This window comes from Sphingobium sp. CFD-2, assembly GCF_024611135.1.
GTDB lineage: Bacteria > Pseudomonadota > Alphaproteobacteria > Sphingomonadales > Sphingomonadaceae > Sphingobium > Sphingobium fuliginis.
In genome coordinates, this window is record NZ_CP084405.1 from 3,526,104 (window position 1) to 3,548,665 (window position 22,562).

Genomic DNA, 22,562 nt, shown 5'->3' on the forward strand with positions numbered 1-22,562 from the left:
CATGGCGGTCAGCATGGTCGTCCTGGCCAGCCGGCCGCAGGACTGGACGCACGAGCAGTTCACCAGCTGGTGGCGCGGGCCGCATGCCGACGCCGCCAGGGTGCTGCCGGGCCTTCTCGCCTATCGGCACGGCGCGGTGACGAAGGATTATGATAATCCGGAAGCGCCGGGCTGGGACGGCCACGCCGTGCTGACCTTCGCCGATCAGGCGGCGCTCGACGCCGCCTTCGCCTCGCCCGAATGGAAGGCGGCGACCGCCCAGACAAAGGGCATGGGCGGTCGCCGCATCATCCTCATCACCGATGAGGTCGATCTGCTTGCCGGAGACGATCATGGCTGACTGGAAACCCGGTTTCACCGCTGCGCAATTCCGTCTGGACGGCAGGCGCGCGCTCATCACCGGCGGACGCGGCGCGCTGGCCGAGGCCATGGCCGCAACGCTGGCGGACCTCGGTTGCGCCGTCGCCCTTGCGTCCCGCACGGAGGCCGACTGCGCCGATCTGGCCGCCGGCATAGCCGAGCGGTTCCGGGTTCCGGCTGTCGGCCTTTCCTGCAACATCGCCGACGAGGCGTCGGTGGAGGCGGCGGTCGCGGGAACGGTCGACCGGCTGGGCGGGCTCGACATCCTCATCAACAATGCAGGCGCCTCCTGGTGGGGTCTGCCGCAGGACATCCCGCTCAAGGGCTGGCAAAAGGTGATGGACGTCAATGTGACCGGCACCTTCCTCGCCTGCCGCCACGCCGCGCGCCACATGATCGCGGCGGGCGGCGGCGCCATCGTCAATATCGCGTCGGTAGGCGCATTCCTGTCCTATCAGCCGGACGCCGGGCAGGTCGTTCCCTATACCACCAGCAAGGCGGCGATCGTTCACCTGACCAGCGATCTCGCCGCCCAATGGGCCGGGCACAATATCCGCGTCAACGCCATCGCGCCCGGCTCGATCGAGACCGGGATGACAGAGACGCTCGATCCCGCCATTCAGGAAAAGACGCGGGCGGGCATATTGATGCGCCGCTTCGGCCGCCCGGACGAAGTGGCAGGCACGCTCGCCCTGCTGGCGTCGGACGCAGGCAGTTTCATCACCGGTCAGACCTTCCTGGTCGATGGAGGGCAATCCCTTGCCTGAAGAGCAAAGCCATCCGGCGTTCGAATGGGACGCCGAGCGGCTCTGGCCGCAATTCGCCCGCCTTGCCGACGCCGAACCGGACGCGCTTGCCCTGGCGGATTGCGATGATCGCCTGTGGAGCCGGGAAGAGCTGCGAGGGCAGGCGGTGGAGATCGCGGCTCTGCTGAAGGCGGTAGGGGTCGAGCCGGGCGACCGCGTCCTCGTCACGGCGCATAAAAGCCCTGCGACGATCGCGACGGCGCTTGCCATATCATCGCTGCAGGCGACCTTCTGCCCCGTATCGCCAAAGCTCGGAGCGGGCGACCTTGCCTCGCTCGAATCCTTGCTCGGCCATGCCGCCAAGGTGAGCGGCGCCGACAGCGCCCTGCCCGAGGTGGCCGCAGCCGCCGGCGAACGGTCGGTCGATCCGCGCGATCGCGATACCGCGCTCATCGGCTTCACCTCCGGCAGCACTGGCGTGCCCAAGGGGGTGATGCATGGCCCCGAAGCCCTGAACTATGCGACCCGCGCCTGCGCGGCCATTGCGGGTCTGCAACCGGATGACGCGATCCTGGGCATCGTCCCACTCGACAGTGCGCCCGGCTTCACCTTCACGGCGCATTTCGCGCTGTCATTGGGGCATCCGCTGGTGCTGGTCGACCCTTGGGTGCCGGCCGAAGCGCTGCGGCGGGCCGAACGCTATGGATGCGGCTGGGCGATCGCGGTGCCGACGCATCTTTTCACGATGGTGGAGGCGGCGCGGCTTGGCGAATGGACCGGCCGCCTGCCGCTTCGCGCCATGGCGGTGGGCGGCAGCGCGATGACGCCGGAACTGATCGAGGACGCCGACCGGCTGCTCGGCCTCAAGGCGCTGCGCATGTTCGGCATGTCCGAATGCATGGGCCATGCCTCCACCCATCCGTCCCATTCGCTGGAGCGTCGTCAGCTGTTCGACGGCATCCCCTTTCCCGGCACGCAGGAGGAGGCGTTCGACGCCGATCTGCGTCCCCTGCCGCGCGGCAGCCGGGGGCAGGCAGGCGTGCGCGGCCCGTCGCTGTTCCTAGGCTATGCGCAGGGCATGGGGGCGGGGCAGGAGCGCATGACGCCCGACGGCTTCTACCTGACCGGCGACGAGATCGTCCGCGATCAGGACGGCTTCGTGCGCGTGGTCGGCCGCATCAAGGACCAGATCATTCGCGGCGGATTCAACATCGACCCGGCCGAGGTGGAGGCAGCCCTGCTGCGCCATCCCGCCGTCGCGGAGGTGGCGGTCGTCGCGGTGCCCGAACGCAAGCTGGGCGAACAGGCCTGCGCCGTCTGCCGGCTGCGCACGGACGATGGGAGCATCGACCTGTCCGCCCTGCTCGACCACCTCTCCCAGCAGGGCCTGTCCCGCAAGAAATGGCCAGAGCATCTGGTGCTGGTCGAAGCGATGGCCGTCACCGCCACCGGCAAGCTCGACAAGAAGGCGATGGCCGCCATCGCCGTGGAGGAGGTCGCCCGCAGGCGCGCGGCGCCGCCCACCAGACAGGACGCATGACATGAAGCAGACCGCAACCAGCGTCGTCACCGACGGCGTCGCCCTGATCACGCTCGACAATCCGCCGGTCAACGCGCTCTCGGCGTCCCTCCGTCAGGGATTGCAGGTCAAACTGGAGCAGGCGTTCAGCGATGGGGCGGTTGGCGCCATCCTGTTGCTCTGCGCCGGACGGACCTTCATCGCCGGCGCGGACATCACCGAATTCGGTCAGCCCTGGCAGCCGCCGTCCTTGCCCGACCTTTGCGCCATGCTGGACGACGCGCCCAAGCCCGTCATCGCCGCCATTCATGGCACGGCGCTTGGGGGCGGGTTCGAACTGGCGCTCTCCTGCCACTATCGGGTGGCGGCGCGGAGCGCGAAGGTCGGCCTGCCGGAGGTGCATCTGGGCCTGCTTCCCGGCGCGGGCGGCACCCAGCGCCTGCCCCGGATCGTCGGTGCGGAGGCGGCGCTCGAAATCATCACGTCCGGGCGGCAGATCAAGGCTGCCGAAGCCCTTTCGCTCGGGCTGGTCGACGCCGTGGTCGATGATGCGGCCTTGCAGGACGAGGCGCTGGCCTTCGCGCGCCGCATCGTGGCCGATGGCGGTGCGAAGCCGCGAATATGCGATCGGGCCGACGCGCTCCAGCGCGACCGGGATCGCCCGGAGCTGTTCACCGCCTTTGCCGCCGCAAACGCACGCCGGTTCAAGGGGTTCGTCGCGCCCGCCGCCATCATCGAGGCTGTCGAGGCAGCAGTGACCCTTCCATTCGATGAGGGGCTGGCAAAGGAAACCGCCCTGTTCGAGCGACTGGTCGCCAGCCCGGAGTCCGCCGCCCAGCGCCATGTCTTCTTCGCGGAGCGGGAGGCGGCCCGCGTTCCCGACATCGGCCCCGACATATCCGCGATCGACATCCGATCGGTGGGCGTCATCGGCGCGGGCACGATGGGCGGCGGCATCACGATGAACTTCCTGAATGCCGGTATCTCCGTTACGCTGGTGGAGACGAGCCAGGAGGCGTTGGATCGCGGCATCGCCACCATCCGCCGCAACTATGAGGCTACGGCCGCCAAGGGAAGGATGACGGCGGCGCAGGTGGAGCAGCGCATGGGCCTGATTTCGCCCAGCCTCGACCTCGCCGCGCTTGCCGACGCCGATCTCATCATCGAAGCCGTCTACGAGAGCATGGACGTCAAGACGGACATTTTCGCCCGGCTTGACCGGATCGCCAGAGAGGGGGCGATCCTGGCGTCCAATACCTCTTTCCTCGACCTTGATCGCATCGCGGCGGCGAGCAGCCGGCCCGAATGGGTCATCGGCCTCCACTTCTTCTCGCCGGCCAACGTCATGCGCCTGCTGGAGGTGGTGCGAGGGGCGGAGACGGCGAAACCGGTCGTCGCCACGGCGATGCGGCTGGCCAAGCGGATCGGCAAGGTGGCGGTGCTGAGCGGCGTGTGCGACGGCTTCATCGCCAACCGGCTGCTGGCTCCGCGTGGCGCGCAGGCCGAAGCGATGATGCTGGAAGGCACGCCGATCGCGGAGATCGACCGCGTGCTTGTCGGCTACGGCTTTGCCATGGGCCATTTCCAGATGATGGATCTGGTGGGCCTGGACGTCATCGGCCGGAACGCGACGGAACGCACCGTGATGGGCGATCTTGTCGCCGCCGGACGGCTGGGCCAGAAGCGCGGCGCGGGTTATTATGACTATGATGAGAAGCGGCGCTCGCGTCCGTCGGACGTGACTGGCAGCCTGATAAGCGAGGTGGCCGCAGCGCGAGGCGTCGCCCATGCGCCCACATCGGGCGACGAGGCGCTGCTTGCGCGGCTGCTCTATCCGGTCGTCAACGAAGGGGCGAAGATCCTGGAAGAAGGCATCGCGCTGCGCGCCTCCGACATCGATATAGCCGCCGTGCTGGGCTATAACTGGCCAGTCTATCGCGGCGGACCGCTGTTCTGGGCCGATCAGGTCGGGTTGGACGGGATCGTGGCGGGCATGCGCCGGCTGGAGGCGGTGCATGGCGAAACCTTCCGCCCCGCGCCGCTGCTCGTGCGGCTGGCAGAGACGGGACGGCGGTTCGGCGACGGGTCGTGACCCTCAACCGCTCCTGGGTGCTTGCGCACAGGCCCGAAGGCGCGGTGCGCACCAGCGACTTCGCCTATCGGGAGGAGCCGTTCGATGCGCCCGCGCTGCAGGAGGGCGACATTCTCGTCCGCACGCGGATCATCTCCTGCGCGCCGACGATCCGCAACTGGTTGAACCCGCCTGAACGCAGCTATCGCGGCGCGATCGGCATCGGCGACCCTGTCCGGGGCATGGCGGCGGTCGAAATATTGGCGTCTCGTCATGCACGGTTTGAACCCGGGCAATGGGCTACGGCTGTGGCGCCCTGGCAGGACTATGCTGTTCTGCAGCCGGATAAGGCGGCCGTGCCCGTCACCACCATAGAGACCGGCATCGATCGGGTCGACGCCATGACGCTGTACTCGCCCAACAGCCTGACCGCCTATTTCGGCCTCTTCGCGGTGGGGGAGCCGAAACCCGGCATGACCGTACTCGTGTCCGGTGCGGCGGGATCGGTCGGTGCGATGGTGTGCCAGATGGCCCGCATCGCTGGCTGCCGGGTCATTGCGGTGGCGGGCGGTCCCGACAAATGTCGTTGGCTGAAGGAAGAAGGCGGTGCGGATGTGGCGATCGACTATCGCTCGGCCGACCTTCCTGCGGCTTTGAAGGAGGCCAGTCCCGACGGCATCAACATCTTTTTCGACAATGTGGGCGGCGACATATTGCAGGCCGCCGTCGACCGGATGGCGCCCCATGGCCGCATCGTGCTTTGCGGACAGTTGGCCGCCTATGATTCGAATGGCCCCGCCGCCGGTCCCCGGGATATGATGAAGCTGGTCTATGGACGGATCCGGATGCAGGGATTTGTCGTCGGGGACTATGCCGACGATTATGCGTCCGCGATCGCATCGATACGACAGTGGGAAGCTGAAGGGCGGCTGCGCAATCGCTATGATGTGCGCGACGGGTTCGAGCGCATACCCGACGCCTTTGTCGACATTTTCAACGGGCGCAACGCCGGAACGCTGATCGTCCGGATCTAAATCTTCGTTTCGCGAGAGACATGGCCACATTCGAAAATCCGGGGTGGGCGGAACCCACCCCGCGCATCTCACAGTCCGTCAAGGCCCTTGCTGACCAGGATATTCACCGCGACCCGGCGGTTCTGCGCCTTGCCTTCGATGGTGTCGTTGCTCGCCACAGGGTCCGCTTCGGACATGCCTGTGGGCGTCAGCATCCGATAGGGCTTCCACCCGCACGCCTGCTGAAGATAATTGACGACGCGGCCGGCCCGCTTCTCGCTAAGCTCCTGGTTGAAATCCTCGTCTCCCGTGGAATCGGTGTAACCGACCACGAGCAGCAAGGCGTTGCTCATTCCCTCGGCAGTCGCCGCCGTGGCGCAGAGATCGTTCTTCGCCTGAGACGACAGCACCGCCTTGCCGGTATCGAAATTCACGTTGGTCGTGCTTTTCACATTATATTGGTCGATCTCACCCATGCGGCCGCGCAGCGCCTCGGTCGCGGCAGTCTGTTCGTCGAAGCGTTGGGCCGTGCCATTGTGGATCATGGACGCGGTCTTCAGATCCTTGTTCTGGAGATTGATATGGCTGGCCACGAGCCCGCCGCCCGACTGCAACGTCTTGACGGTGACCGGCAGGCCGTTCAGCAGCGAGGTTGCGGCAAGTTTGCTGCGGTTAAGGCCGAAAAAGCCCTTGCTGGCGGTAATCCGGGTGGCATCGTCGATGGCGATGACGGATTTGGTGCCGTCCGCCGCCGTGACCTGCATCTTGTCGCCGCTGCGCGCGGAAATGATGCCCTTTATCTCCGGGCCTTCCGACTTTTCGGCGGGCAGATAAGCGGTCGCAGAGACATCGGCCGACGGTGGGTCCTGCGTCTGCGCAGCCAGGCTGGGCGATGCCCCGGACAGCAGGGCAAGCAACAAGAGACATTTGGGGCTTCTGGAAATCACACTCATCACGCTACTCCTCCAAGCTTCGATAGTCGGGCCTGCAATGCCGCAGCTTTTCGTCCGACTGCCGTCTGCGTGATGGCGTATTCGGCTGTCAGAACCCCCTCCATTGTCCTTCCTAAGATGTGCGGCATGACGCCGCGCAGCTTCTGCCTGTTGAGAATGACCTTTCTGGTACATGAACAGGCTGGATCAGTCAGCTAGTTGAAGAGGCAATTGGAGCGCATCCTGCGACGAACCGAAATCAACGGATGCCGCGCGGGAGAGCATTGCTGAAGTAGATATAGGGAATAGAGTGCTGAGTTCAGTTCTTCATCAATAGACGTTCGGCCAAACCGAAATCTGGACTGAGTTCAAAGGCTAAATCTTGCAGTCAGGATTTTATCTTTTGGAAACACCGATTTGCACTCCGCTGGGACGAATGTCGCCGGGAATGACCAGGCTGCCCGGTGACGCACCTTGTCTTGATACCATCAATTTTAGGAAAAGGTGGCGGAGACGGAGGACGTCACACATTCGCCCTAAGCGATTGATTTCTCATAGGTCATGAGCGGTCGGGGCCAGTTGATACCATATCATCTACCATAGAAGATTTTTCTTCTCTCGATTCGGTATCGATACGGCGGAGGCAAGGGCTAGGGATATAGGCCGCGCTTTCCCTATTATGTGGCGGGTATCGGAAAAAACGCAACATCCGCAACATCGACGGAAATCCGCCATTTTTCGCGCAACCTTTGACGCAACCTCTATGCAACCAGATTACATTTTGAAACTGCAACATTTAGTATCTGAAAAAGCTAGGTTTTCTGCGGGTGTTGCGTTTTTCACTCGCCAAGGTGACGTTCGATTGCACCTTTGAGGCAACCAATAAAATTACGTGTTTTCAGTGCCTTAATTTGAACGGAGGGGCGCGGGTTATGGATGTTGCGCTTTCCCGCCCCCTCCCTCTGTGGCGCACGCCCTGGACGCGAAAATTTCCCGATCCCATCGCCGCCGCCAAATGGTCGTCTAGCTGCATCAAATCGCATCTTTCGACGGCCCCGTTCGGCACCAATCCCGCCCAGCATCTGGGCCGCCGGAAAGGGAAGATGGTGACTGCATCAATAGGGACATGAAAAGTGCGCGGGCGAGGCGGGGGGAAAAGCGCGTTTTCATGGGCGCCACCCCCCTCGACCCCGCCGAGTCGCCCGCGCGCCGGTCCGGCGGGACCTCGCCCTCCGCTGACGCCGGTGGAGGGCTGATCCGATATGACGAGGTGCGTAAGACTGTTGCGCGCCGATGGCCCATGCCGGGCCGCCATGTCTCTTATATGTTGACAAACCCTCCTTGTCACATATAAGAGACAGCATGGAAACGCAACAGACCCCGGCCTTCGCTGATTGGTTCGAAAGCCTTCGCGATCGCAAGGCGAAGTCGAAGATCGCGGGCAGGATCGCCCGCATCGAACTCGGCCTGATGGGCGATGTGAAGTCGGTTGGCGACGGCGTTTCGGAGGCGCGTATCGACTTCGGCCCCGGATACCGCCTCTATTTCACCCGCCGGGGCGAGCAGTTGATTATCCTGCTGGTGGGCGGCGACAAGTCAAGCCAGCAGCGGGACATCGCAAAGGCAAAGGAAATGGCGGCTCAGATATCCTGACCCGCTTCGCAGGCCCGAAAGGAAACGAAACGATGGCCATCAAACTCACCCGCTTTGACGCGGCGGAATATCTGACCGAACCGGAGGATCAGGCCGAACTGCTGGCAGACGCCCTCACAACCGGCGATGTCCATGTCATCGCAAAAGCCATCGGTATCGTGGCCCGCGCTCATGGCATGACGGAACTGTCGAAGGAGACCGGCATCAAGCGTCAGCAGCTTTACCGTGCCCTCGGCCCGGACGGAAACCCTACGCTGGAAACCATGCTCAAGGTGCTGCCCGCGCTCGGCCTACGCATGCGAATCGAGGCTGCCGCTTAGTCCCGATGAAAGCCGGTGAAGTCCCCTGCAACACCACCGGACCACCGGCTACGACCGCAGCTCTTTCCCGATGGTATCCAAATCTCGCGGATTGGGATCGAAGGTCTGCCCGCTTTTCCAAATGGACAGCATCACTACTGCCAACTTCCGCGCCAAAGCCGTGGTGACCCGTCTATAGTTGCTGCGCTCGCGGAGATTGTCAGCCCAAACACGGAGCACGCCCACCTCGGATTTCTGACGCATTATTGCAGCTGCCGCACCTACTAGGTGCGTGCGGGTCATCGCATTTCCCATTTTGCTAATGCCGCAGCGTACGGAGGTGCCCCCCGATTGCTTGAGCCGTGGAACAAGGCCAAAATATGCGCCAACATCAGCGGATCGTTTGAAGCGGGCTGGATCGCCAATCGCGCTATAAAAGGATAATGCCGTAATTGGGCCAACGCCGGGAATGGCGAGGAAGCGCGAGCAGATCGGATGATTTTCTGCCAGCTTCATGAGGTTACGATCTACTCTTTCCAAGTGCCGTCGAGTTGCCTCACAGATTTCTAAGACAGGCAAAACATCTTCAGTGAGATCAACTCCTTCCCGGTCCTTGATCTTCTTCACCTCGGACAACACGTTTCGACGCAGACCAACCGCTGAATATGATCGCTCCAATTTCCCGCCGTTTAGGCGGAATGCAGACCTGATCGCTCCTTCGCCTGCCATCCGGTGGCTGACCAGTTTCTGCCGCACTACAAGCTTGGAACGTAGAAGCTGACATTCGACGCTTTTTACAGAGACCTCTGCCACCACTCCTCGCCCTAGTCTGACTAGATCAGCCAGTCCTTCGGCATCATTGCCATCGGTCTTATTCTGTCGAATCGAAAGGAACTTACTCGTCTGGCGCGTTTCAAATACGTGAACCTGGTATCCCCGATGACGAAGTTTTCTCGTGAGATGAATGCCTGTTGAACCAGCCTCAAGTCCGACAACCATCGACTCAGATGAGCCATAGCGAAGCAAGAATTTCGTGATATCTTCGTCGGAAGCCATCAATTCCGCTTTTGCAAGAACGCAGCCTGCATCATCTTTGATGCAGGCGGATACAGTATCCGCGCCTATGTCCAATCCCACCCACTGCTTCAAAACGCGGTTTCCCTAATTCATTCTCATCGAAGGAACGACACCAAGACCTGAAGCAAGGTCGCTGAGCGCCTTAGTAAAATGGACGGTGTTCGTTCCCCGTGCCCAACGGCCGCGCTCCATCGCCTGTCTAAATTAAAAAATCGTTTCGAAACCGTACCGAGATAAAAATATCACCACAGGGCTTTAAACGGGGGGGGGTCAATATTCGACTGTTCTCCCGCATAGGACGCTCATACCGCTGCGTGATCAATTGTTTTGGCAAAAAACAAGCGTTGCAAATCGCCCACTAAGCCATCTGCAGGCTCTTCAAATTTGTCCAGTCGTTCGCAAACTTCCATGAAGTCAAACGGCATCCCTGAACGACAGATTTGTTGAAGTAGAGCAACGAATGACTGGCCATAAGACTTGAGGCAGGGTCGATGCCCTAGCGCGGCTCGCAGGGTCCAGTCATTCGCCCACGGCCGATAGATCAGGATAAGAGCTGTGTCAAAACTTCGCGGAGGGCAAACAACCTTGCAGCAAGTAGCAGCCGGTCATTCTCACGGCTACCGTATTTGGCCTTCACTCCTATAACGCGCTTGTCGGTGCACAGTAGTGAATACCGACCGTAGCCATTGCGGACGAAAGTCCGCTGACGACCAGAGCTTGCCATTGTCGGCGGGCCCGGGCTTTCTCCATAGCGGACATCTCCTGCCGCTGGCATCAAGCGCAAGTTCGCAGGCATCCCTTTGATATGATAAGCAGAAATTATTCGCCGGAGAATTGAGATGACTTCCGCTCAGATTGAAGAACCACCCAGCAGCCATAAACTTGACCTAATCCGCCGCTTCCTAGTTGCATCTGGCATTCAGCAGCAGATCGACAGAGGGAAATTCGTAGAACGGTTCGGTATCCCCGGCGGCCACATATATAAGTGCGCGGCAGAGCGAGGTGCCACATTCGGCGGCGCTGTGGATACAAGTCTTGTAGTGCTTAGGTCAGCATATGAAAAGCACCGTCACATCTGGCAAGAAGAGTATGAGAATCACGTCAATTGGGAGTTTACAGAAAGCGAACTGGAGCAGGTCGTTGCCTTCCTTGAAGCGCCAGTCGGCCAGCATTTCCTAGAAGGACGCTGGCGTATGGATGCGTATATCGGTACGAATACCGAAGAATTAGTTGAGCAGATCATTGAGGAAGCTGAAGGCGCAATAGGTCAGATGAGCTTTGGTGCGAATGGCACCTAGATACAGATTTTGACCGCTACCTGCCATTCCGCCACCCACCCGATCCATACCAAAAATGGATCTCTTTCTTGCAGAATGGCGCGGCAGATGGCCGCCTAGCGGCAGTCGACCAATTGCAGTCGTTCAAGCTGCCCAGATGAACCTAACGAGCGCCATGGCGAATGCGAAGATGAAAGCGTATCCGAACCGATCGACCCGAACTAAACTCTGCCCTCTCTTTGAACGCGTTCGACCGACCATTGCCATCAGCGCGCCCGCGCAGATTGGCGTGGCGATAAGGTTAATCTTACGAAGCAACGGATTGACGATCGGCGAGGTTGGGAAAATCAGAAGAGAAATGCCTCCGGCGATTCCTCCCCACAAAATGAATCCGAAGGTCGAAAGCACGGGGTTTTTGGGCCTCTTCAGAGTGTCCGCAAGGCTATGAAGTCCAAGCTCAAACAGCGCTTCGAAGATCGCCTGAAGCAGCAACTCTCCCAAGAACTGAAAAAGAAGCTCGAAAACAAATTCCATCGTCAGGAAGTCCAGCGCAATTTTGGGTAGCCTGAAGCACGGTTTGCCAACCTCCTGCAAGAGCGGACGTGCCGCAATCCACCCTGAACGCCCTTGACGGGTTTATTCGGTGTCCTTGCTGCCGAATACGCGGTGGATCGCTTCCCAGAATAACGCCGTGCCCATTACTCCCGCTGCCGCAAGGCGTTGGCCATCAAACAACAACCAACCTGCCAATGCGAGCATGAAAACCCAAAGCGCGATGATCCATGGCTTCGTCATAGGTCCGGCCTACAGAGAATTGCGTCAGCTTACCACCATGCCTCGCTCAACAGCGGACCATCTCCTTTCCACCCCTAACAGACATCTAACTCAAGCCACCTGCGCCCGCTCCGCGAACCGCACGGCCTCGACACCGATCATCTCGTTCAATTCGAGGAAGACCGACTGCAACGGCTGGATTTCCAGTTCAAAGAAGGCATCGGTCGCCTTCGTCACGTCCCCAAAGCCGCCTGCGTTCGCCGGCACGATGCCCAGCAGCTGAGGCGGCACCCGGTGCGCGGCCAGGATGTCGTCGCGCGTCGTGTTCTTGATCCCCAGAAATTCGTCCTTCGCGCCCGCCTCCGCGATCGGCAACAGCTTGACCCCGTTTTCCTTGCCGGCGGGTGCATGCAGCAACAGGTTGCGGAAATTGCCCGGTCCCTTCGACCGCTCCAGCGCCTTGCGCATGGCGCCCACGTCGCCATCGGCAAACTGCCCCATCAGATAGAGGATGTAGCCCGCGTGGCTCCCATTCTCGTAATAGCGGCGCCGGAACAGGGTGGCGTTTTCGTTCAGCAAGGCCGATTGGATCGCCGGCACATATTCCGGCACCCCATAGAGTTCCTGGTTGACATCTTCGGCCATCAGCTGATGCACAGTCCCCGGCGCGAACTCGCTTTCCGGCTGATGCCCCGGCACCCAATAGAAGCGGCCTTCCTCGACACCGCGCCGCGTATATTTCGCCAGGCAATGGTCGAGACGCATCGTGCGCCCAAGCCGGTTCGGGATTTCCTGCACATAGCCGTTGCCCAGCACCAGATAGTCTTGCGCCAGGGCGCGGAAATCGCGCCGCGACAGGAACGGCGTGGGAATGAAGCTGGCCGCCAGCATGTTCTTTTTCAGCATGATCGCGCTGCTGTGATGCGGCGACGCGCGCAACGTCCGCGACAGCCCGTCCATGGAAATCGGCGGCTCATACCAGCGGCCATTGTGCCAGCATTCCAGCAGATCGAGCAGGGTCGCCCGGTTGACCGGCTCCGGCTCCCCGAAGGTGAAGGCCTCGATCGTCGGGCTGTTGCCATTGGTCGCGACGATCGCGCCCTTCGACGCCTCGGCCACTTCCCTGCGGTTCATGCGGCGCGCGCGCTTGCTCATTCGAATAGCTCCAATCTGGCTGTCGGCGTCTCCTTGCCGTCCAGCGGTTCGTTCATGAGGATGTGCATGGTCGCCCAGGCCAGATCGGCATGGCCGTCATCGCCACCGCGCCCTGCCTTGAAGGTGATGTTGCGCCCGCTGGTCGTCAGGGTCTTCTTGATCGAGACGAAGGCCGACACGATGTCGAGCATGCCGGCATCGAACGCTATGCGGCCACGGCGAATGACATTCTGCGCCTTCATGATCATGTGCTGTTTCAGTTCCAGCGAATATTCGATCTTGGCGACGACGCCGCCAGGCAGCGCCTCCGGCTTCGCCATGATCTGATAAACGCCGGCACCTACGCCGCGCGCGTCGATGCCCAGATAGGTGCAGTTGTAGCGCTTCAGCATCGCCTTGATGAAATCGGCCTGCTGCTCGAAATCCAGGCCGCGCAGCTGATGGCGCTCCAGGATGCGGAATGATCCGCCCTCGACCGCCGGCGGCGCCGCGATGACCAGGGCGGCATTGTCGCCGTCTTCGCTCTCCTGCGGATCATAGCCGGCCCACACAGGCCGGTTGCCGAAGGGGCGGGCGCTTTCCGGGTTGAAGTCGGTCCAGTCGACCAGGCTGTCGCAGCCGCAGCGGATCAGATCGTTGAATTTGAACGCGGACTGGCTGTCATCCACGAAGTCGCAAAGGAACAGGTTGGCGAATTCGTCGGGCGCATATTCGTCTTCCAGTTCTTCGATATCGAACAGGTCGCACCCGCCCGCCTCGGCGTCGCGGATGTTGACGATGTGCCGCCAGATGCGATCCGGCCCGACGCTGCCCAGCGCGAGCGCGGCATGGCTGACGTCAATCTTGATCTGCTCGGATTTCTTACGGCGCCGGTTGCGGCGGTCGCCGGTCCAATAGGGATAGGCCGGGTGCGCGACGGTCGATGGCGTGGAAAAGTAGGTCTTGCGCCACTTCTTATGGGTCGCCATGCCCGAAGCGACCTTGTTCAATTCCTCGAACGAGTGGACCCAGAAGAATTCGTCAAAATAGAAATTGCCGTGGCGGCCCTGGGCGGTGCGGAAATTGGTCCCCAGGAAGTGCAGTTCGGCCGCCGCCTCTTCCGCTGGGCGAAGGTCCGACGTAATCAGCATCGGGTCGCCGGTCAGCGCGACGCCGACCAGCTTCGCGAAGCTGACAATATAGGATCGGAACTGGTGCGCCTGGGCCTTCGACGCGGATAGGAAAATCTGGTTCCGTCCCGTCTCGATCGCGTCGATCAGGGCTTCGAACGCAAAATAATAGGTCGCGCCGATCTGGCGCGACTTCAGGATCATGCGGGTGCGCTGATCCTTCGCCTGCCACCAGCGATGCTGATAATGATACAGGCCGTCTAGGAAGATGCGCTTGAGTTCAGCCGCCTGATCGGCGGTGAAATGGTTCTTCTTCGGCTTCTTGCGCGGTCCCGCGTTTCGGTTGCCGACCTTGTCGTTCAGATCGCCGGCATGGCCGCCGGGTGCCTCATAGCGACGGACGCGGGCGAGCGCTTCGACCTGCCTGGTCAGCGCATCCATTTCGACCAGGTCGCCGGGGGTCTTCTTCTCCTTCGAAATCAGCGTCATCAGCCGGATTTCGAGGCAGTCCTCTATCTTGCGGATCGACGGCGCATCATCCCAGCGATCCCGTTGCTTCCACGCCTCGATTGTCGCGCGCGGGATCGCCTTGCCCTGGTCGTTGACGATGCCATGCAGCGCGAATTCATCCGCGATCTGCGTCACGCCCCAGCCCTTCCAATACAGGCTTCGCGCATGCCGACGCGGATCGAACTGCCAGAAGGCAGACGGTGCGCCGGGATGGGGGGATTGCCCAGAAGGTTTCTGATCGCTCATCGCGGCGGACCATGCCGCGCCGCTAAGCCACTGATCATGCCCGTCCATTTGTAGAGGCGGCCTCTACAAATGCGGAGGGTTGAGGATCAGGCCCCGGAACGCCCTTTCTGCTGCCAGCAAACGCCCCAGTGCGCCGCCACGCAAGCAAGGAACCGGAACCGACCATGGCAAAGAGCAAATTTTTCCGCGTCTTCGTCGAGGGCTTCACCGCCAGCGATGGCCGCAAGATCGAGGCCGCGTGGATTGACGATATCGTCGCCACCTTCAACGCCGCCACCTATACGCCGCGCATCAATTGCGAGCATATCAAGGGCTTCAGCCCGGAACCGCCCTTCAACGCCTATGGCAGCGTGACGGCGGTCAAGGCCCAGACCGACGAACTGGAAATCGACGGGGAGAAGGTCCGCTGCCGCGCCCTTTATGCGCAGGTCGAGCCGAACGACCAGCTGCTGAAGATCAACAAGGCCGGCCAGAAAATCTTCACGTCGGTCGAGATTAGCCCCGATTTCGCCGGCACCGGCAAGGTCGGCCTGGTCGGCCTGGCCGTAACGGACAATCCCGCTTCGCTCGGCACCGAAGCCCTGTCCTTCTCTGGCCTCAAGCCCATGTTCGACGCCCGCAAGGTGCATCCCGACAATCTGTTCTCCGCCTCGATCGAAACGACGATCGTCATGGAGTCGGAAGGCGCGGACAATGGCAGCGTGGCCGATGCCATCAAGGCCGGCTTCGCCAGCATTGCCACCATGTTCAGCCGCTCGGAAACCGAAAAGCCGAAGGAAGAACCCAAGCCCAAGCCCGCGAATGACAACGGCTTCGATGTCGCCGCCTTCAGCACCGCCTTGGGCGAACAGGTGGCCGCCGCCGTCAAGCCCGCCCTGGACGCGGCGAACGCTGCCAACGCCGCCGTCGCGGACCTTACCGCCAAGCTGGAAAACACCCAGCAGCAGGGCTTTTCCCGTCAGCCGGCGAGCGGCGGCGGCGGCAACGCCTCCTTCCTGACCGACTGCTGATCCTCCCTCCCGCGCCCTCCCTCCTGATCCCTCCCCTTTTCGGAGACACCGGACATGCTCACCTCTACTCGCCTGCTCGTTCATGCGTTCGTCGCCCAGGTGGCGAAGCTGAACGGGCTTCCCGCCGGCCTCACCGCGACCCCCGGCCAGCTGGCCGAATTCAACGTCGCGCCCGCGATCGAGCAGAAGCTTCAGGCCAAGCTGCGCGAAATCAGCGACTTCATGTCGCGCATCAACGTCATGCCTGTCGTCAACCAGCAGGGCAGCCGCGTCGGCGTGGGCGTCAATCGGTCGCTGGCGAGCCGTACCAACCGCGCCGCCGGCAACAAACGCAGCCCGCAGGATATCACCGGGTCGGATCAGATCGACCAGTATCTCTGCAAGAAGACCGACTATGACTATGCCTGGTCGTATGAACTGCTCGATGCCTGGTCACATCAGCCGGAATTCCAGCAGCTGTGCCGCGACGCGGTACTGGCGCAGAAGGCCGAAGACGTCATGTGCATCGGCTTCAACGGCGTGGCGGCGGCGGTCGAAACCGACCGCGAGGAATTCCCGCTGTTGCAGGACGTCAACTTCGGCTGGCTGCACAAAATCCGCACCTATGCGCCGGGGCGCGTCATGGCGCACGGCACCAAGGATGCCCTGAAAATCTATGTCTCCGACACCGGCACGGCGGACTATGTGAACCTCGACGCCCTGGTCTTCGACGCGATCCAGAACCTCATTCACGAACGCTATCGCACCGCGACTGACCTGGTCGTCATGGTGGGCAGCGACCTCGTCCATGAGAAATATTTCAAGATCGTCTCGGAAGCCGGCGACAAGGCGACCGAACAGGTCGCGCGCGACGTGATCCTGTCGAGCCGCCAGCTGGGCGGAAAGCCGACCGTCCAGGTGCCCTTCTTCCCGGCGGGCAGCATCCTCATCACCAGCTTCAAGAACCTGTCCTATTACTGGCAGATCGGCACCGCCCGTCGCGCCATCCAAGACAATCCGTCGCTGGACCAGATCGATAACTTCGAAAGCATCAACGACGCTTTCATGGTCGAAGAGTATGGCAAGGCCGCCCTGCTCGAAAACATCCAGCTTGGGCCGAAGGTTTAATCCTTCGGCTCCCGCCCGCCACCATCGAGCAGGAACAACATCATGACACCAGCACGTGCCCATCGGGAACGCATGGCCGCCCTCGCTGCCGCCGCCGTTGACCCGAAACAGGTTGTCTCCTCCGATGGGGGCGGGCAACCTGCCCCGTTGATCGTGGACCGCACCCCGGCCATGATCCACCGCGAGCAGATCGCCGCGACGGCGATCGTCACCGCTCCCGAAACCGCCACGTCGGCCGAAGACCGCATCGCCGCCCAGATCGTGCTGCGACTGACCCATGACCTTCGCGATCTGAAGGAAATCAAGGGCGTCGATGCCAAGGTGGCCGCCAAGCGCCGGATGCTGCCCGAATATCAGGCATGGATCGATGCCATCCTGGCGGCGGATGCCGGCGCGGGCGACGGCCTGATAGGCGAGGTCGTACCGACCTGCATGGTCTGGCTGATTGACACCGGCGACTTTGCCGCCGCGCTCGACCTGGTGCCGTTCCTGCTCAAACACAAGGTCGCCATGCCGGCGCGCTACAAGCGCGACGTCGCGACGGTCGTGGTCGATGAAATCACCGCCGCCGCCCAGACTGTCCAGGCGCTGGGCGAAGCATTCCCGGCTGACATCCTCGGTCGCGTCGCGGACCTGGTCGACGGCGTCGACATGCACAATGAGGTCCGCGCCAAGCTGCTGAAGGCCATCGGCATCGAGCAATTGCGCGCTGCGGAGGACATGGACGCGAAGGAAAGCCGCGCCCCGCTCGAAACCGCGCTCGCGACGCTGAAGGAAGCCCATCGCCTCTGGAACCGCGTCGGCGTCCTCGATCGCGTCAAGCGCGCGGAAAAGCTGCTGAAGGCGCTCCCGACCATCACCGAACCGAACAACGAACTGGGCGGCCAGCAGGCCGCCTGACAGGCTCGCCCCCGGCGCTCGGGGGCGGATCGCGCGAGGCGGGAGGTTTTCGAACCGAAGGGCCGCCCTCTGCCCCGATCCCCACCCCCGTAAGCCGGCGGGCCGGAAATCGGAGGCACCATGACCATCGCCGTAGCCCTTTGGCTCATTTTCAAATCGATCCTTCTTGTCGTCGCCGCGCTGTTCTTTGCCGCGATGGCGCTGGGCAGCTGCATCGGCGGGGTTCTCGCCTCCGATGACGATGCGCCTCGCTGGCTCTGCCCGATCCTCCTGACCGTCGCGCTGCTGATGACGGGCGCCTGTATCGTCTCCATGGGCGGCCTCGCGAAGCTGGTCGTCTTCGCATGAGCTTCGTCGCGCGTCCTCCCGCTTCGCAAATTGAGCAGCCGCCGGCGCCGGAAACGGTCGTCGTGAATGACGGCTTCTTTCCCGACGTCGATCCGGCGTCGGTGCGGGACGTCGCGCGCATCCCGACCAGCATCACGCCCGCCCGTCTGCGCGCCGCGATCCTGGGCGGCATCATGTCGGCGGAAATCGACCTGCGCCAATTCGCCGCGGATTGTCGCGCCGCCGGCTATGCCAAGCTGGCCGATGTTCCCGCGCCCCAGCTGGACGGGCAGAGCGTGCAGCTGATCCGCTATCAGCGCGCCGTCGCCCTGTTCGCCAAGGCCGAACTGATCGAGCGCCACCGCGATTTCGACACGACGTCCGCCGGCGGCAACCAGGCCGACGAACTCACCCCGTCGATCGATGAACTGCGCCGCGATGCCATCCACGCGATCCGCGACATGCTGGGTCAGCTGCGCACCGGCGTTTGGCTGATCTGATGGCCGCTGCGCTGCGCCTCGTTGCTCGTCAGGGCGACAAGCTGGACCAGCTGCTGTTCCGCGACGCGGGCCTTGGCCAGAACGAACTCACCCGCGTCCTCGACGCCAATCCGGGCCTTGCCGACCTCGGCTCCATCCTCCCGCTCGGCACCGTCGTCATCGTGCCGGCCACCGCCACCACCGAAGCCAGCGCGACCCGCGTGCGGCCCCTCGTTCAACTCTGGGACTGATCCATGGACCTGCGCACCCTTCTTCAATCGGCCCCTGATTTCATTGGATCGCTGGCGCCCTCGCTGATCGGATCGGGCGTCGCCCAGGTCTGGAAACCGGGCCTGTCCTGGCGCCAGCGCTTCGTCCAGTGGATCGTCGGGTCAACGGTCAGCTTCTACGCGACCCAGGCCATCATCGAATTCACCGGCTGGAATGAATTCATCGCGCAGTCGATCGGCTTCGGCATCGCCCTGATCGCGTTCGACGCCACGCCCCGCCTGATCGCCGCGACGTCCGACGCCCTTGCCCGCATCCCCGCCGACCTGGCTGACCGCTTCACCAAAAAGAGGCCCTAAAACGCATGCGCATCATCAACCGCATCAACATCCATTGCACCGCGACCCGCGCGGGCCGTGCCTATACCGTCGAGGATATCGACCGCGATCATAAGGCGCGGGGCTTCGGTGCCGGCGCGTCGCGCCCCTGCGGCTATCACTATGTCATCTATGCCGATGGCACCGTGCATAAAGGCCGCCGCGAAGACGAAATTGGCGCCAATGCCGCCGGCTATAACAGCAACTCGATCGGTATCGTCTATGTCGGCGGCCTCGACGCCGCCGGCAAGCCGCTCGACACCCGCACCCCGGCGCAGAAAGCCGCCTTGGCTGCGCTGGTCCGCGATGTCGCTGGTCGCCATAAGGTGCCGCCCTCGCGCATCCTGGGTCATCGCGACCTGTCGCCCGACAAAAACGGCAATGGCAGGGTCGATCCGTTCGAATGGACCAAGCAATGCCCATGCTTCGACGTCCAGCCCGAAGTCGCGGGCTGGCTGAACGGGGGCTGATCCCATGGCGAAGCTGACCGCGATCCTGAAAACCGCGTGGGGGCTGCTGACCGGTTCCCGCGAAACCGTCCTGCTGATCGCCATCGCGGGCGCGGCGGCGGCGCTCTATGCCTGGGGCGCCACCGCGCGGAAGGATCGCGATCAGCTTCAGGCCTGGGCGGAAAAGGCCTGCCTCTCCGCCGGCGCCACCTTCCCCGGCGCCGGCAAGAAGGTCGATGCCTGCACCCAGCGCATTGCCGACCTCGTTGCTTTCGAACGACAGACGCAGGCCGCGACCAGCACCATCCTTGGCGAGGCAGTCGAGCGCCAGGCCACGAAATCGGCCGCCGACACCGCCCTTGCCCGAACCCTAGCCGCGCGCCGCACCGATGCCGCCGCGCAGATGGAGAAAGCCGATGCCCAGATTGCCCCGGATGATCGCGTTGGGCCTGATTGGTTCGATAGCCTCAATCGCGTTGCAGGGCTGCGCCCACCAGGCCGTTGAGCGCCCCGCGCCGCCCGTCGTCGCGATCGAGGTCAAGGACACGCCGCCGGCGGACCTGCTGACCTGCCCAGTCGCGCCGGCGGGCTTCCCCAAGGACGCCCAGGCCGAAATCCCGCCCGCTGTCCGCGCCGTCGTCATCGACATCGCCAAGGCGCTTGCCTCGACGCGCGACCAGCTGGTGCGCCTGGTGCGCTGGCATAGCCCCGGCGCATGCGAGGATGCTGGCTGATGCGCAAGGCCGATAGCCTGCGGCGCTGGCTGACCGCTTTCCTGCCCGAATTGGCAACCCATGCTGACCGCCTTCAGATCTATATCGAGGGCGGCCAGATCATGACGCGCAAGTCCGCGACGCTGTCATTCGTCTATGGCTACACGCTGAAGGCACTCTTCACCGATTTCGCCGGCGACAGCGACCGCCTGATGGTGCCGGTGCTGGCCTGGATCGAAAAGGAACAGCCCAGCTTGCTCATGAGCAGCGACAGCCAGCCCTTTTCCTTCGAAGCCGAATTGCTCGACGGCGATCTGTCCGACGTCGAATTGTCGATCGACCTGACCGAAACCGTCCTGGTCATCCCGCGCGCCGATGGCAGCGGCTATGACGTCACGCACCCGGAAGAACCGAATTACGACCAGTTCGCGGGCGTGACGGCATCCTTCCTTCAGGGCTTCGGCAATGTCGAACTGCTCGTGCAGACGGATGATCCCGACGCCGTGCTGAACCCGACGGTGCCGCCGGCGGCATGAACGACGACCTGGCTGAAATCGAACGGATCGCGGGAAGCCTGCTGCGCGGCCTGTCTTCGGGCCAGCGCCGCGCCCTGATGCGCCGCATGGCCCGCGAACTGGCGATCAGCCAGCGCGAGCGCATCACCGCCCAGCGCCAGCCCGACGGCTCGCCCTTTGAAGCACGCAAGAAGAAGGAACCGCCGGTGACAGGCCGGGGCGCGGCCTGTTTCCTCTATCCCGCAGGCGGCGGCGGTGCGCCGCGCCGCGTCATCATGAAAAGTTTCACCTGGGGCAACGGCCAGATGATGACCGGCTTCGATATCGAGGCTGGCGCGATCCGCTCCTTCGAGTTCGCCAAGGTCGTCAAATGGCTCCCGGTACCGGAAGAATATCGCAATGCCGGCGGCGGCAAGCTGCGCCGGCGTGGCGGCCTGCGCCGCAAAGCCATGTTCCGCCGCCTCGCCAGTTCGCGGTTCATGAAGACCGGCACGGACGACCAGGGCTTCTGGGTCGGCTTTTCCGGTAAGGTGTCGCAGATCGCCGGCATCCACCAGTACGGCCTGCGCGACAAGCCATCGCTGCGGGCGAAGGCTGTCCTCTATCCACAGCGCGAGTTGTTCGGTGCGACGCCAGCGGAACGGGAACGGCTGTTGGATTTGCTATACACCCACATCAGCCGTGACTAATACGAGCCCCTAAAGGGGGCAAAATGCCAAAAGATACTGTTGAATGGATGAGCGCAGCGGCAAGCGCATTTGCTGCACTAGTGGCTCTTACAATCCCATTCATCATGCAGCGCTTGGATCGACAGCGCCTTGTCCGCGAAGAGCGCGCAGCAGTCAAAGAAGTTTGTGTGACTATTACGCAAATCGTTCGCTACTATAAAGAACTGCGCGACTCTTGCGCGCCTGGAAAGCCCAATCATATCTTCACGCGATATCATCAAATCGCGTCAGAAAGCCAAGCCGCCGGCATGGCTCTTGAGCGGATGCTTTCACAATCCGGCTGGACGGATGGGGTGCAAATCGCTGGATCGGCCGCCATCGTTCTGGCACAGGCCGTTGCGGAGGCAGGTAGCGATGCTGGCGCGGGCCGACCCAGCACAGCGGGCAACCAATTGCCGCGTTTCCACCATGTGGCGCAACTCGCCAATTCCCGGTGCGAGCGAGTTCGGACCCATTTCAATATCGAACGAGACGCCGACGATCCCATAGTTATCGTCTGAACCCCGTCCGCTAAGCCAGACAATTTGCTGCGCACCTAGGCAGCTAACCGGGGCGCGTCAGCGGGGCGGCGGGCGATCTCGCCGCCGCTAGTGATTAACGGGGAATTTTGATCCCGTGGTGCTGGGCCGCGACGCTAATAAAGCGTTCGATCACTTCCGAAGTGATCCAGGTTTTTTCACAAAGCTGCATAACCCAACTCAGAATTTTTTCTGCGCTGTCGAGTTCGCCCAGCGGAATGTTGTAATCATAGGCGACGTTAACGACAACATGACCGTCTTCTATGCGAACCTGCTTTTCGAGAAGTTCTCTCCGAGCAATTACCTTCTTCCTAAACTCGTCGCTAAAAATATCCAAAGCAATATTCTCCTTAAAATTATTTGCTGATTCTTGTATTATACATGCGAAGCGCCCCGCCGTCCATAAATCCCTCATCCATTTGTAGAGGCCGCCTCTACAAATGTAGGCGGTAGCGCGCCCCATGACCCCC

At 62.4% G+C, this 22,562-nt stretch carries 28 protein-coding genes; 21 read left to right on the plus strand and 7 right to left on the minus strand.

Annotation, left to right across the window (positions count from 1 at the left end):
* Position 1: 1 nt before the first annotated feature.
* From LDB29_RS17455 to LDB29_RS17475, 5 genes are read left to right on the plus strand one after another with little or no spacing between them, the layout of a single operon-like run.
* Positions 2-340 carry an EthD family reductase gene (locus tag LDB29_RS17455; RefSeq protein WP_137710081.1) on the plus strand — a complete coding sequence of 113 codons (339 nt, stop codon included), beginning with the start codon at positions 2-4 and terminating at the stop codon, positions 338-340.
* Entirely contained in the window at positions 333-1,127 is a 795-nt protein-coding gene (locus LDB29_RS17460; protein WP_222886003.1) for an SDR family NAD(P)-dependent oxidoreductase, read from the plus strand. Before LDB29_RS17455 ends, LDB29_RS17460 begins: the two co-directional genes overlap by 8 nt.
* A complete protein-coding gene (locus LDB29_RS17465; protein ID WP_257555036.1) occupies positions 1,105-2,646 on the plus strand; it encodes a class I adenylate-forming enzyme family protein in 1,542 nt (513 codons plus the stop codon). Before LDB29_RS17460 ends, LDB29_RS17465 begins: the two co-directional genes overlap by 23 nt.
* 1 nt (position 2,647) lies before the next feature.
* Positions 2,648-4,717, plus strand: a complete 2,070-nt coding sequence (locus LDB29_RS17470) for a 3-hydroxyacyl-CoA dehydrogenase NAD-binding domain-containing protein (RefSeq protein ID WP_257555038.1) — start codon at positions 2,648-2,650, stop codon at positions 4,715-4,717.
* Positions 4,714-5,730: an NADP-dependent oxidoreductase gene (locus tag LDB29_RS17475; RefSeq protein WP_257555040.1), complete on the plus strand. Its 1,017-nt coding sequence runs from the start codon at positions 4,714-4,716 to the stop codon at positions 5,728-5,730. Before LDB29_RS17470 ends, LDB29_RS17475 begins: the two co-directional genes overlap by 4 nt.
* A gap of 68 nt (positions 5,731-5,798) precedes the next feature.
* Here LDB29_RS17475 and LDB29_RS17480 read toward each other — a convergent pair whose 3' ends face one another.
* Entirely contained in the window at positions 5,799-6,662 is an 864-nt protein-coding gene (locus tag LDB29_RS17480) for an OmpA family protein (protein ID WP_025547899.1), read from the minus strand.
* Positions 6,663-8,003: 1,341 nt separating this feature from the next.
* Here LDB29_RS17480 and LDB29_RS17485 point away from each other — a divergent pair.
* Complete coding sequence (locus LDB29_RS17485; RefSeq protein WP_137710086.1) at positions 8,004-8,294, plus strand: type II toxin-antitoxin system RelE/ParE family toxin; 291 nt, start codon at positions 8,004-8,006, stop codon at positions 8,292-8,294.
* A 32-nt stretch (positions 8,295-8,326) separates the two neighbouring features.
* Complete coding sequence (locus tag LDB29_RS17490) at positions 8,327-8,614, plus strand: addiction module antidote protein (RefSeq protein WP_137710087.1); 288 nt, start codon at positions 8,327-8,329, stop codon at positions 8,612-8,614.
* 48 nt (positions 8,615-8,662) lie between these two features.
* Here the strand turns inward: LDB29_RS17490 and LDB29_RS17495 are convergent, their stop codons facing one another.
* Entirely contained in the window at positions 8,663-9,742 is a 1,080-nt protein-coding gene (locus LDB29_RS17495; protein ID WP_257555044.1) for an IS110 family transposase, read from the minus strand.
* Between the two features lie 767 nt (positions 9,743-10,509).
* On the opposite strand from LDB29_RS17495, the gene LDB29_RS17500 reads away from it, so the two are divergent.
* Positions 10,510-10,968, plus strand: a complete 459-nt coding sequence (locus LDB29_RS17500; RefSeq protein WP_137710092.1) for a DUF2059 domain-containing protein — start codon at positions 10,510-10,512, stop codon at positions 10,966-10,968.
* A 123-nt stretch (positions 10,969-11,091) separates the two neighbouring features.
* Here LDB29_RS17500 and LDB29_RS17505 read toward each other — a convergent pair whose 3' ends face one another.
* The 4 genes from LDB29_RS17505 to LDB29_RS17520 all read right to left on the minus strand — a co-directional run bounded on the left by LDB29_RS17505 (position 11,092) and on the right by LDB29_RS17520 (position 14,741).
* Positions 11,092-11,481: a hypothetical protein gene (locus tag LDB29_RS17505; protein ID WP_048578749.1), complete on the minus strand. Its 390-nt coding sequence runs from the start codon at positions 11,479-11,481 to the stop codon at positions 11,092-11,094.
* Positions 11,482-11,583: 102 nt separating this feature from the next.
* The gene (locus LDB29_RS17510; protein ID WP_137710093.1) at positions 11,584-11,742 is read right to left on the minus strand and encodes a SpoIIIAH-like family protein; all 159 of its coding nucleotides are present in this window, start codon (positions 11,740-11,742) and stop codon (positions 11,584-11,586) included.
* Between the two features lie 90 nt (positions 11,743-11,832).
* Entirely contained in the window at positions 11,833-12,876 is a 1,044-nt protein-coding gene (locus LDB29_RS17515) for a phage portal protein (protein ID WP_257555050.1), read from the minus strand.
* Positions 12,873-14,741: a terminase large subunit domain-containing protein gene (locus LDB29_RS17520; RefSeq protein WP_257557053.1), complete on the minus strand. Its 1,869-nt coding sequence runs from the start codon at positions 14,739-14,741 to the stop codon at positions 12,873-12,875. The genes LDB29_RS17515 and LDB29_RS17520 overlap by 4 nt, the downstream gene beginning before the upstream one ends.
* A gap of 164 nt (positions 14,742-14,905) precedes the next feature.
* On the opposite strand from LDB29_RS17520, the gene LDB29_RS17525 reads away from it, so the two are divergent.
* The 13 genes from LDB29_RS17525 to LDB29_RS17585 all read left to right on the plus strand — a co-directional run bounded on the left by LDB29_RS17525 (position 14,906) and on the right by LDB29_RS17585 (position 22,074).
* Positions 14,906-15,751 carry a GPO family capsid scaffolding protein gene (locus LDB29_RS17525; RefSeq protein WP_137710096.1) on the plus strand — a complete coding sequence of 282 codons (846 nt, stop codon included), beginning with the start codon at positions 14,906-14,908 and terminating at the stop codon, positions 15,749-15,751.
* Between the two features lie 54 nt (positions 15,752-15,805).
* A complete protein-coding gene (locus LDB29_RS17530) occupies positions 15,806-16,858 on the plus strand; it encodes a phage major capsid protein, P2 family (RefSeq protein WP_257555052.1) in 1,053 nt (350 codons plus the stop codon).
* 42 nt (positions 16,859-16,900) lie between these two features.
* Positions 16,901-17,758 carry a phage terminase small subunit gene (gene gpM / locus LDB29_RS17535; protein WP_257555055.1) on the plus strand — a complete coding sequence of 286 codons (858 nt, stop codon included), beginning with the start codon at positions 16,901-16,903 and terminating at the stop codon, positions 17,756-17,758.
* 120 nt (positions 17,759-17,878) lie between these two features.
* Positions 17,879-18,106 (plus strand): hypothetical protein, encoded by a 228-nt coding sequence (locus LDB29_RS17540; protein WP_137710099.1) that lies wholly within the window; start codon positions 17,879-17,881, stop codon positions 18,104-18,106.
* A complete protein-coding gene (locus tag LDB29_RS17545; RefSeq protein ID WP_137710100.1) occupies positions 18,103-18,585 on the plus strand; it encodes a head completion/stabilization protein in 483 nt (160 codons plus the stop codon). Before LDB29_RS17540 ends, LDB29_RS17545 begins: the two co-directional genes overlap by 4 nt.
* A complete protein-coding gene (locus LDB29_RS17550) occupies positions 18,573-18,815 on the plus strand; it encodes a tail protein X (protein ID WP_306812415.1) in 243 nt (80 codons plus the stop codon). The genes LDB29_RS17545 and LDB29_RS17550 overlap by 13 nt, the downstream gene beginning before the upstream one ends.
* A 3-nt stretch (positions 18,816-18,818) precedes the next feature.
* Entirely contained in the window at positions 18,819-19,151 is a 333-nt protein-coding gene (locus LDB29_RS17555; RefSeq protein ID WP_137710101.1) for a hypothetical protein, read from the plus strand.
* Positions 19,152-19,156: 5 nt separating this feature from the next.
* On the plus strand, positions 19,157-19,639 hold the full coding sequence (locus tag LDB29_RS17560) for an N-acetylmuramoyl-L-alanine amidase (protein ID WP_140042720.1): 483 nt from the start codon (positions 19,157-19,159) through the stop codon (positions 19,637-19,639).
* A 4-nt stretch (positions 19,640-19,643) separates the two neighbouring features.
* Positions 19,644-20,123 (plus strand): hypothetical protein, encoded by a 480-nt coding sequence (locus tag LDB29_RS17565; protein ID WP_257555059.1) that lies wholly within the window; start codon positions 19,644-19,646, stop codon positions 20,121-20,123.
* Positions 20,095-20,352 carry a hypothetical protein gene (locus tag LDB29_RS17570; RefSeq protein ID WP_257555061.1) on the plus strand — a complete coding sequence of 86 codons (258 nt, stop codon included), beginning with the start codon at positions 20,095-20,097 and terminating at the stop codon, positions 20,350-20,352. Before LDB29_RS17565 ends, LDB29_RS17570 begins: the two co-directional genes overlap by 29 nt.
* Positions 20,352-20,867, plus strand: coding sequence for a phage tail protein (locus LDB29_RS17575; protein WP_257555062.1), 516 nt, complete (start codon positions 20,352-20,354; stop codon positions 20,865-20,867). Before LDB29_RS17570 ends, LDB29_RS17575 begins: the two co-directional genes overlap by 1 nt.
* Complete coding sequence (locus tag LDB29_RS17580; RefSeq protein WP_257555063.1) at positions 20,864-21,535, plus strand: phage virion morphogenesis protein; 672 nt, start codon at positions 20,864-20,866, stop codon at positions 21,533-21,535. The genes LDB29_RS17575 and LDB29_RS17580 overlap by 4 nt, the downstream gene beginning before the upstream one ends.
* A 23-nt stretch (positions 21,536-21,558) precedes the next feature.
* On the plus strand, positions 21,559-22,074 hold the full coding sequence (locus LDB29_RS17585) for a hypothetical protein (protein ID WP_257555064.1): 516 nt from the start codon (positions 21,559-21,561) through the stop codon (positions 22,072-22,074).
* A 94-nt stretch (positions 22,075-22,168) separates the two neighbouring features.
* Here the strand turns inward: LDB29_RS17585 and LDB29_RS17590 are convergent, their stop codons facing one another.
* Entirely contained in the window at positions 22,169-22,555 is a 387-nt protein-coding gene (locus LDB29_RS17590) for a DUF2070 family protein (RefSeq protein ID WP_257555065.1), read from the minus strand.
* Positions 22,556-22,562 lie beyond the last annotated feature (7 nt).

Excerpts from the sequence above, each read along its gene's own strand:
- LDB29_RS17515 (WP_257555050.1), bottom strand. The coding sequence starts at position 12,876 with ATGAGCAAGCGCGCGCGCCGCATGAACCGCAGGGAAGTGGCCGAGGCG.
- LDB29_RS17540 (WP_137710099.1), top strand. The coding sequence starts at position 17,879 with ATGACCATCGCCGTAGCCCTTTGGCTCATTTTCAAATCGATCCTTCTT.
- LDB29_RS17575 (WP_257555062.1), top strand. The coding sequence starts at position 20,352 with ATGCGCAAGGCCGATAGCCTGCGGCGCTGGCTGACCGCTTTCCTGCCC.
- LDB29_RS17510 (WP_137710093.1), bottom strand. The coding sequence starts at position 11,742 with ATGACGAAGCCATGGATCATCGCGCTTTGGGTTTTCATGCTCGCATTG.
- LDB29_RS17490 (WP_137710087.1), top strand. The coding sequence starts at position 8,327 with ATGGCCATCAAACTCACCCGCTTTGACGCGGCGGAATATCTGACCGAA.
- gpM (WP_257555055.1), top strand. The coding sequence starts at position 16,901 with ATGACACCAGCACGTGCCCATCGGGAACGCATGGCCGCCCTCGCTGCC.
- LDB29_RS17530 (WP_257555052.1), top strand. The coding sequence starts at position 15,806 with ATGCTCACCTCTACTCGCCTGCTCGTTCATGCGTTCGTCGCCCAGGTG.
- LDB29_RS17525 (WP_137710096.1), top strand. The coding sequence starts at position 14,906 with ATGGCAAAGAGCAAATTTTTCCGCGTCTTCGTCGAGGGCTTCACCGCC.
- LDB29_RS17565 (WP_257555059.1), top strand. The coding sequence starts at position 19,644 with ATGGCGAAGCTGACCGCGATCCTGAAAACCGCGTGGGGGCTGCTGACC.
- LDB29_RS17465 (WP_257555036.1), top strand. The coding sequence starts at position 1,105 with ATGGAGGGCAATCCCTTGCCTGAAGAGCAAAGCCATCCGGCGTTCGAA.
- LDB29_RS17560 (WP_140042720.1), top strand. The coding sequence starts at position 19,157 with ATGCGCATCATCAACCGCATCAACATCCATTGCACCGCGACCCGCGCG.
- LDB29_RS17470 (WP_257555038.1), top strand. The coding sequence starts at position 2,648 with ATGAAGCAGACCGCAACCAGCGTCGTCACCGACGGCGTCGCCCTGATC.
- LDB29_RS17500 (WP_137710092.1), top strand. The coding sequence starts at position 10,510 with ATGACTTCCGCTCAGATTGAAGAACCACCCAGCAGCCATAAACTTGAC.
- LDB29_RS17580 (WP_257555063.1), top strand. The coding sequence starts at position 20,864 with ATGAACGACGACCTGGCTGAAATCGAACGGATCGCGGGAAGCCTGCTG.
- LDB29_RS17545 (WP_137710100.1), top strand. The coding sequence starts at position 18,103 with ATGAGCTTCGTCGCGCGTCCTCCCGCTTCGCAAATTGAGCAGCCGCCG.
- LDB29_RS17590 (WP_257555065.1), bottom strand. The coding sequence starts at position 22,555 with ATGGGGCGCGCTACCGCCTACATTTGTAGAGGCGGCCTCTACAAATGG.
- LDB29_RS17505 (WP_048578749.1), bottom strand. The coding sequence starts at position 11,481 with ATGGAATTTGTTTTCGAGCTTCTTTTTCAGTTCTTGGGAGAGTTGCTG.
- LDB29_RS17555 (WP_137710101.1), top strand. The coding sequence starts at position 18,819 with ATGGACCTGCGCACCCTTCTTCAATCGGCCCCTGATTTCATTGGATCG.
- LDB29_RS17485 (WP_137710086.1), top strand. The coding sequence starts at position 8,004 with ATGGAAACGCAACAGACCCCGGCCTTCGCTGATTGGTTCGAAAGCCTT.
- LDB29_RS17480 (WP_025547899.1), bottom strand. The coding sequence starts at position 6,662 with ATGAGTGTGATTTCCAGAAGCCCCAAATGTCTCTTGTTGCTTGCCCTG.
- LDB29_RS17455 (WP_137710081.1), top strand. The coding sequence starts at position 2 with ATGGCGGTCAGCATGGTCGTCCTGGCCAGCCGGCCGCAGGACTGGACG.
- LDB29_RS17585 (WP_257555064.1), top strand. The coding sequence starts at position 21,559 with ATGCCAAAAGATACTGTTGAATGGATGAGCGCAGCGGCAAGCGCATTT.
- LDB29_RS17460 (WP_222886003.1), top strand. The coding sequence starts at position 333 with ATGGCTGACTGGAAACCCGGTTTCACCGCTGCGCAATTCCGTCTGGAC.
- LDB29_RS17520 (WP_257557053.1), bottom strand. The coding sequence starts at position 14,741 with ATGAGCGATCAGAAACCTTCTGGGCAATCCCCCCATCCCGGCGCACCG.